Source organism: Arthrobacter sp. ov118 (genome assembly GCF_900116495.1).
In the GTDB taxonomy this organism is placed as follows: domain Bacteria; phylum Actinomycetota; class Actinomycetes; order Actinomycetales; family Micrococcaceae; genus Arthrobacter.
Window position 1 is genome coordinate 263,892 of the sequence record NZ_FPAY01000005.1, and the last position, 9,023, is coordinate 272,914.

The window sequence follows — 9,023 nt, forward strand, 5'->3', positions numbered from 1 at the left end:
AGCACGTGTACGGGTTGCAGTGAGCGGCCGCAAGGAGCATGCAACGCTCAACCACCTTTGACACCCTCCCCCAGAGGGGAAACCCTCATCATCGGCCACTAAGGGTCGTTTTTGACGGGCAGGCAAGGCACGATGGGCCACACGGCCCTGGGCCTCCTAAGTCCAGCTTGGGACTGGGCGGGCTCCCATCCGACGGGTCCGGGTCGCGGTAAGTGCGTCGGCGAGCCTCCCGGCGTCCTCTGCCCGCACCACCTCCGTGGGCGCCACGGTGCGGGCCTCGGTGGTGCAGTTCAGCAGCGCTGCCGTGACCTCGGCGATCAGATCCGGGAAGAGGCTGGACCGGTAGTCGCTGTCGGCGGGGTCTTCGGGGTGATTCAGCGCCCTGGTGATGAGCACGGCGGCCTGGGTTCTGCGCGCCATGCCGAGTTTCATCAGGATCGTCGAGACCATGTTCTTCACGGTCTTTTCTGCCAGGAACATCTCCTGGCCTATCTGGCGGTTGGTCAGCCCTTTCCCCAGGCCGATGGCGGCATTCATTTCCTGTCTCGTGAGAGTTAGGAGCATCTCATCCGGGCGTTGCGGCCCGGGGAGGGCGAATGGGGCAACGAGCGCGGGATGGAACCGGGCGCTGTATGCGGTGTACCCGGCCAGGGCCCGGCGGATGAGCCTGAGCTGTTCGCTGCTGTCATCCTGTTTGGACAGGCACCCCCACGCGCCGGCCAGGATGGAGTCGATCAGCACCGCTACGTCAGTGTCGCCGGTCATCAGCACGCACCGGATGCCCGGAGCCGCCGCGGCGATGGCCCGGCACACGTCGGCACCGGAACCGTCCGGAAGATCATCGTCAAGGATGACCAGATCCGGGGGAAGGGCAGGGATCCGCCGGGCTGCTTCGCGCGCGGACCCTGATTCCCCGGCGATGCTGAGTCCGTTGGACTCCACCAGTTGGCGCAGGCCCCGCCTCACGACTTCGTGGTCGTCCAGCAGATACACGCCCCGGCCAGTCAAAGGGTGGTGCTGGTGGTTTTCCGGGTCGGTCATCATTTGCCGTTCCGTTCCTTCGCTTTTGACCGGAAGGCTCTGTTAGTGGATCCCTGCCGACCTCACCGTTGCGAAGACGAACCCCCGCCGGATCCCCATCCGGTGCTCCCTGCTGGCAGCCTGTGCGGATTCACTCGAACGCGTCCGGACTCATCACCCTAGACCTAATAGCGTCCAGGCAAGTGCCCTAGGCCCCGGTATTGCGCTCTCTGTTGAAGGTACCGGTTCCTGCGGCTCCAAGTTCCGGCAACAAGCCACGGACCAGCACTACCGTTTCCGGACCATCGCCTCGGGCGGTACACGGGAAAATCGGACTCAATCGATGCAGCGCCCAGGGAAAGCATAGGACGCGGACTCTATCGGCGTTCGGGATCCGTCGGTCCTACAGGAACGATTGCCCCCGACATTGGGCTGATCCCACATCCTGCGCGCCGGCTTCGCACAGATCCGGTCGCCAGTTGAACGCGATACGACATTCGGATCCATCGGCCCAGAACGCGGATAAAACTGTTGGATCAGGGCCGACAAATCGAAGCAGGACCGGAACCCCAGCGCGCTCTCAGACCGGTTCCCCGCTCTTGATCCTTTCGGACTCATCAGCGCTGATCGTTCCAGAGTCCGGAAGCGTCTCGGCTTTGGCGATCTCCTCGCTTGGACTCGCTGTGGCGACCCTACGGATGTACGCATCGGTGGCCTCTTGGTTTTCTCGCGCCCGTGCCAGGGACCGCTCAGCCATGCCCTTGCCGCGGGCAATCACGTACACCAGCAGGCCGAAGAAGGGCACGAAGGCCAGGAAGAGAATCCAGATGGCCTTCCCCCAGCCGCTGAGCTTGTCGTCGCGGAACAGGTCCCCTAGGACAGCGAACAATGCCCATATGAAGGCGACGAGTGCATACACGCATAAGGACCACCACAAAATATCCCAAAAATTTTCCCAGAAACTCATTTTAATTTCCCTGCTTTCAATTCGGAGCGGCGTGGTACATGAACGCTGCCTGGGTGGGCATGAGACTAACTGCAGATCTCCCAGAGAAGTCTGGAATTTAGCACTGCTCCGCAGTCTGGAGGTCGCTCATCGCGGCCTGGACCATAGCTGCTTTGTCTCGCAGGGAGCCGGCCGCCCGGGTGGCGGCGACGGAAGCGGGTTGGCAGCGGAAGCCGGCGATCGAACCTGCAAGGGTTGTGTGTGGTCTCGACAGGGTTCCTGTCCGAGACGGCACAATCCCCTGGCAGCCGACGGCTTTTGCAGATACAACCATTGTCTGGGCCGCACCGGGGCGTGAACCTCACCCAGGGAAGGTGAACCCGGACAGGCACCCGGGATCCGACGGCCGCCATGAAATACCCGCCCGTTACATTTATTGGGTCCCCGAGGGCCGGGGATTTGGTCGCTGGGCCCGGTATGACTTTCTCGCCCTGTCATTGATGATCCGGGGGGTGTTGTCGCCGGGCTCGGAGACACGCGTTGACTGCTGATAGGGACACGGCCGGCTCCTTCCACTGGTGCCAGGTCTCTTTGTAACGTGGGTGCCAGCATCGGGTGTCGTGACTGCGGCCATACAGTGGTGCAAAGGAGCGCCGGATGGACGAAGGATACGAGGTCTACTGCGGACTCGATGTCGGCAAATCCGAGCATCACGCCGCCGCATTGAACGCCGCGGGAGAACGGGTCTTCGATAAGCCGCTGCCGCAGGATGAGGCGCGGTTGCGCGAGCTTTTCCTCGGTCTGCAGCAGCACGGCCGGGTGCTGGTGATCGTGGACCAGCCCAACACCATCGGGGCCCTGCCGATAGCAGTGGCGCGGGACTGCGGCTGCACCGTGGCCTACCTTCCGGGCCTGGCGATGCGCAAAGCCGCGGACCTGTATCCCGGCAAGTCCAAGACGGACGCCCGGGATGCGTTCATCATCGCCGAGACAGCCCGGTCGATCCCGCACACCCTGCGCGCGGTCGACCGGGACAGCGAGGTGCTCGCGGCGCTGAAGGTCCTTTCCGGATTCGACGCGGACCTGACCCATGAATGCACCAGGGCGATCAACCGCCTGCGCTCCCTGCTGCTGCAGATTTTCCCCGCCCTGGAGCGCGCCTTCCCGGGAACCGTACTGACCAGATCCCTGGTCCTGGAGTCGAAAAACTCCTCGATGACTTCCCTCTTTCCCAGGTCTTGATGTCCATGCCGGGAGTCGGCATCAAGACCGCAGCGACGATACTCCTGACCATCGGCGACGCCCGCACCTTCACATCTGCCGGACACCTCGCCGCTTACGCCGGCATCGCCCCCGTGACACGGCGCTCCGGCACCTCGATCCGCGGCGAATTCCCCGCACGCTCCGGGAACAAACAGCTCAAGAACGCGCTCTTCAGATCGGCCTGGATCGCCAGCTGCCACCACCCGGCATCGAAGGCCTACTACCAAAAGAAACGCGGCCAAGGGAAGAAACACAACGCCGCCGTCATCTGTCTGGCCCGGCGCCGCTGCGACGTCATCTACTCCATGCTCAGACACGGCACCTTCTACGACGAGAAGCCGGCCCTGCCCGCTTGACCAAAAGCATAGGGACACCCCCCGTGGGACCATCGGACAACACGCCATCTTGTCGGCAAACATCTTTCGGCCCGATGGCAGGGCAGTGCCGCGAACTTGATCGATTGTTCGGCGTCAAGCCCCAGTTCGACCCGCCCGTGAGGACTGGAACGGCAACGGCCCCGTCAGGATTTGGGGGCCGCCGTCCACGATCTCAACCACAGGCGGCGGGCGCGACGATATTTGGTCCATGTACTCATCTGGTCTCGGCGCCAGAACTGCCATTGTTCCAACGATGGCATGCGCACGAGAAGACCACCCGATCCGGGTGAGATTGTGGATCTCAGCTAGCGGCTCCGTCGGCTGGCCAGTACGCTGGAAATGCGTCGGCTGTCAACTCTGCGGCTGTCCGCACCGAATCTCGGGGTGGCGTAGCCATGCACGTCCCAGGCAAGAAGAACGCGACAGTAAAACACGATGAACTTCCTCATGTCGTGCTGAACTTCGTCGATCGCCCACGACTGGACCTGGCTCCTGCACTCCTCTCCGGCGAGCGACGCGTGGCAGCGGTCTGGGCCGCGGCGGGCTGTGGAAAAACGTCGCTGCTGCGGTGGTGGGCGCAGAGCCTCCTTGACGCCGGACGCGATGTGTATTGGCTTGCCGGTGAACGCACGATGGATGCGCCCCGTCTGATTGCCTGGCTAAGCGCCCGGGCAGACGACGCATTCGTCTTCCTCGATGACATTCACATCTCCCCCGCACACGGGGCTATTCATGCGGCCATCGAAGCGGCGGCCGAGAACGTGCGCATCATCGTCAGTGGCCGCTTCCAGCCCATCGGTAGTCTGACCTTTCTGGAAGTGACCGGCGCGCACCTCGAACTGCGCACGGCAGACCTCGCGTTCACCACTGATGAGATCGCACGCTTCGCACACCTATGGGCCGTCGATCTGGGCCCTGAGGCAGCGAAGTCGCTTGAGGCGCGCACGGGAGGGTGGGCGACGGGCGTTGCACTCGCCATGTCGTGGCTCCAGGAAGCGGACAATCCGGACGAGGCAATCGGCCGTTTCTCCGGGGACCATCGTGCGGTCGCAGACTATCTTGTAGTCGAGATCCTGGATGGTCTTTCCCCGGCGGATCGCGAGGTGCTGACGTTCGCAGCGGTGCGGGAGATGGTTCCCTTGGCACTGGCGGCGACACTCACCGGTCGTAGCGACGCGGGTTCCGTGCTTCACGACCTCAGCCGCAAGAATGCCCTCATTACTGAGGAGCCCGCCGGATACCGCTACCACCCGGTGCTGCTGAGCTTCCTCAAAGCGGATGCCCGCCGGCAAGACATTGCAGGGGCCGTTCGAAGAGCGGGGACCGCGGCCCGTTGGTATGCGGCGCGGGACGAGGCGGTCACAGCACTGGAGTTGGCACTCGATCCCGGGAGTGAAGTAGAACTTGCAGAGATGCTTGACCGATTCGGCCTGCAGATCGTGCTGTCGGGGCGGACGGACCTCGCGTTGCGCGCGCTGTTACGGACGGATTCGGAAACCCTGGCATCGCTGGTGCTCCGCCTGCTGTTGGAAGCACCCTACTTCAACGACGTGGAACGCGCGCGCCATCTGATGGCCCGCGCCTATGGGCTGGTCGCTCTCGGGGCAATCGACATGAAGTGGATTCTGGTCATGGCCTCCCTGAAGGCCCTGACCGTCGAAGCGGAGCCAGATGTTGCCACGGTTGCGGGCGCCCTGCATTCCCCTGCCGCCCTCCGAGTGCGAGAGGACAACCTCGCCCTCGACCTGCTGGCGTCGACGGCCGAGGCATGGTGCCTGCACCGTCTCGACCGCACCACGGAGGCGCAGAAGCTGCTCGAGGACGTCGCACTTTCCGGCTTACGCGCCGGTTACAGCTGGGTGTTCATGATCGCGACCGATCTCGCCGCGACCATCGCTGCCAGCATCTGTGATTGGGACAGGGCAAGCACCCTCGACGAGCAGCTGGTCGAGAAGATGCCGGAGGTTACACTGTCACCGGCCACGCGCGAGGACGCGTCAGTGCTGCTCGCTTCAGGGGCCCGCGACTACCTCGTCTGTGACCCGGCTGCATCAGAGAAGTTGGCCGCTCTCATCGCGGCTGACCCGGCCGGGACCAAGTTCGCGCTGGATGTGCCCGCCCGAATGATCAACCTCCTTATCCGACTGGATTCCGAAAGGAACCCACGTGAGGCGCTGCAGGAGGCGCACCGCCTATTCCTGCAACACGGTCGCAGCTTCCCGCGGCTGGCCGCGGGAGCAGCAGTACGCCTCGTGAGCCTCGACCTCGAGTTGCACGGACCCGAACGCGCCCATGAATCCCTCAGCCTTCTGGAACGGATCCTCGGCAGTGACTCCATCGAAGTCGCTCTCGGGCGCTTCGCTCTCGACGTGCCTGCGCGAGCCGGTACTCTGGCCGAGGTGCGCATGCTTCACGCCCTTCACGCACCGGCCCGCTCGTGGCATTCGGGGGCGCCGATTACTGCGTGGTTGCTGCTCGCAGCCTCCGCAGCTCGTACCGGCCGCGTCTCCGAAACGCACCTGCGTCTCAACACAGCACTGCGTCTGGCCGAGCGGTACCGGGTGTGGCGTCCCTTCCTGGCCCGACACGGCGAAGGAGTCGCCATGCTGAAAGAACAGTACGGCCGGTTCGGTTACCTGGATGCGGTTGCTTCGACCATCATTGACGCCGCGCAGGCAGAGCTCCCGCCTCCCTGTGCGGACATCGGATCCATTCAGGTCCTCACTCGGCGTGAACACGAAATCCTCCTCGAGCTGCCCATTTTCCAAAGTGTCGCCGATATCGCCGCGAGCCACATGGTCAGTGTAAACACCGTCAAGTCGCACGTGCGCAACATCTACATCAAGTTTGGAGTCACAGATCGACGTGGTGCCGTGCTCGTCGCCCAACATCACGGCCTGCTCTGACCGCCCGGACCGGTTCACCCGTGCAGGGGGAAGACAACCCGGCTTTTGAGACGAGGATTAGTTGTAGGCCCAAAGAGAAAGGACGAGCAAGTGAAGCGCTATGAGATCCGGCTTCCCTATTCTCGCTCCGACACGCTCGCCGCGGCGTTCCCGGAAATGGAAGCCGTGGCCATGGGCCCGGACACGACGGTTCTCATAGGGGTGCTGCGCGATCAGCCAGAACTCCACTCATTGCTCGCGCGCATCGCCGAAATGGGCCTCGACGTCACAGAAGTCCGACAATTCGAGACGCGCTAGCTCCATGCATCCGTGGATCGACCGAAGCGGTCAGACCTCTAGCCCGGCAAGCGCGGCACGGGCCAAGTCGAAGCGCCGCGGGCCACTAATGCTCGAGCGCTGAACAATGCCATCACGGGCTGCAAATCGAGGGCGAATGCAGCTGCCTTCAATCAACAGGACCTGGCCCCGAGGCCCTGCGAACGCATTCGCGCACGCCAGTCTGCGGGCGACGAAGCATCGAGGCAGACGGCGGCCAGGAGCGTGGCGAAATGTTTGAGCGATTTACGGAGAATGCCCGGCATGTTGTGGTGCTTGCCCAGGAAGAGGCCCGCACGCTGAACCACAATCACATTGGTACGGAACATCTCCTGCTTGGTCTCACGCGTGAGACTGAGGGCAGTGCCGCCCGGGCCCTTGAGACCTTGGGCGTATCGCTCGACGGTGTCCGCGAGCAGGTGCAGGAGATCACCCGCCAGGGCCAACGGTCCCCGTCCCGGGGCATCCCCTTCACACATCGGGCCAAGAAAGTGCTGGAGCTTTCGCTGCGCGAGGCCCTGGGCCTGGGCCACGCCCGCGTCGGCACCGAACACATCCTGCTGGGAATCATCCGCGAGGGTGAAGGAGTTGCCGCCCAGGTGCTCGTCAAACTCGGCGCCGACCTGAACCGGGTCCGCCAGCAGGTCATCCGGTTGCTTCCGGGCGAGGCCAGGGAAACCTCGCGGACCGGCGCCAGCGCAGGTACCGCCGCGGGCCCGCAGAAATGGACCCCCTTGACCTCAGCGGTCCTGGATCAGTTCGGCCTCAACCTGACCCAGGCGGCGGCCGAGAACAAGCTGGACCCCGTGATCGGCCGCGAGCAGGAAATGGAACGCGTCATGCAGGTCCTTTCCCGCCGCACCAAGAACAACCCCGTGCTGATCGGCGAGCCCGGTGTCGGCAAGACCGCCGTCGTCGAGGGCCTTGCCCAGTCGATCGTCCGCGGCGATGTCCCGGAGACCATCAAGGACAAGCAGCTGTACACCCTTGACCTCGGGTCCCTCGTGGCCGGTTCCCGCTACCGCGGTGACTTCGAAGAGCGGCTGAAGAAGGTCCTCAACGAGATCCGCACCCGCGGCGACATCATCTTGTTCATTGATGAGATCCACACCCTGGTGGGTGCCGGTGCCGCCGAAGGCGCCATCGACGCGGCCTCGATCCTGAAGCCCATGCTGGCCCGCGGTGAGCTGCAGACCATCGGTGCCACCACGCTGGACGAATACCGCAAGCACATCGAGAAGGACGCCGCGCTGGAGCGCCGCTTCCAGCCGATCCAGGTCAAGGAACCCTCCGTTGCGCACGCGATCGAGATCCTCAAAGGCCTCCGCGACCGGTACGAGGCTCACCACCGCGTCACCATCACCGACGGCGCCCTCGCCTCGGCGGCAGCCCTGTCCGAGCGCTACATCTCGGACCGCTTCCTGCCGGACAAGGCCATCGACCTGATCGACGAAGCCGGTGCGCGGCTGCGCATCCGCCGCATGACCGCCCCGCCGGAGCTCAAGGTCATGGACGAGAAGATCGCCGCCATGAAGCTGGAAAAGGATGCCGCGCTGGATGCCGGGGACTATCCAGGCGCCGCCTCACTGCGCGACAAGGAGCAGAAGCTCATTGCCGAGCGCGCCGAGAAGGAACGCCAGTGGAAGACCGGCGGCATGGACGACATCTCCGAGGTTGATGAGGACCTGATCGCCGAGGTGCTGGCGAACTCCACCGGCATCCCGGTCTTCAAGCTGACCGAAGAAGAGTCCTCGCGCCTGCTGAAGATGGAAAACGAACTGCACAAGCGCGTCGTCGGCCAGGACGAGGCCATCAAGGCCCTGTCCCAGGCGATCCGGCGCACCCGTGCAGGGCTGAAGGACCCCAAGCGTCCCGGCGGCTCGTTCATCTTCGCCGGCCCCACCGGCGTCGGCAAGACCGAGCTGGCCAAGGCACTCGCGGAGTTCCTGTTCGGCGAGGAAGACGCGCTGATCACGCTGGATATGTCCGAGTACTCGGAGAAGCACACCGTGTCGCGGCTCTTCGGCGCCCCTCCGGGCTACGTGGGCTACGAGGAGGGCGGGCAGCTGACCGAAAAGGTCCGCCGTCGTCCGTTCTCGGTGGTCCTGTTCGACGAGGTGGAGAAGGCACACGCCGACCTCTTCAACTCGCTGCTGCAGATCCTCGAAGACGGCCGCCTGACCGACTCCCAGGGCC

Annotated in this window: 5 protein-coding genes and 1 pseudogene; 4 read left to right on the plus strand and 2 right to left on the minus strand. The window is 64.2% G+C overall.

Annotated features, from left to right (window positions below):
* Window positions 1-156 precede the first annotated feature (156 nt).
* Window positions 157-1,044, minus strand: coding sequence for a response regulator (locus BM372_RS12225; RefSeq protein WP_090955569.1), 888 nt, complete (start codon window positions 1,042-1,044; stop codon window positions 157-159).
* 556 nt (window positions 1,045-1,600) lie between these two features.
* Window positions 1,601-1,987 carry a PLDc N-terminal domain-containing protein gene (locus BM372_RS12230; protein ID WP_090955571.1) on the minus strand — a complete coding sequence of 129 codons (387 nt, stop codon included), beginning with the start codon at window positions 1,985-1,987 and terminating at the stop codon, window positions 1,601-1,603.
* Between the two features lie 636 nt (window positions 1,988-2,623).
* Between BM372_RS12230 and BM372_RS12235 the strand changes: the two are divergent.
* The 4 genes and pseudogenes from BM372_RS12235 to BM372_RS12250 all read left to right on the plus strand — a co-directional run.
* A pseudogene (locus BM372_RS12235) lies at window positions 2,624-3,585 on the plus strand (IS110 family transposase).
* A gap of 416 nt (window positions 3,586-4,001) precedes the next feature.
* Complete coding sequence (locus tag BM372_RS12240) at window positions 4,002-6,512, plus strand: helix-turn-helix transcriptional regulator (RefSeq protein ID WP_090955573.1); 2,511 nt, start codon at window positions 4,002-4,004, stop codon at window positions 6,510-6,512.
* Window positions 6,513-6,602: 90 nt separating this feature from the next.
* On the plus strand, window positions 6,603-6,809 hold the full coding sequence (locus BM372_RS12245; protein ID WP_090955576.1) for a hypothetical protein: 207 nt from the start codon (window positions 6,603-6,605) through the stop codon (window positions 6,807-6,809).
* Between the two features lie 251 nt (window positions 6,810-7,060).
* On the plus strand, window positions 7,061-9,023 hold a 1,963-nt coding region (locus BM372_RS12250; RefSeq protein ID WP_090955578.1), incomplete at its 3' end, for an ATP-dependent Clp protease ATP-binding subunit.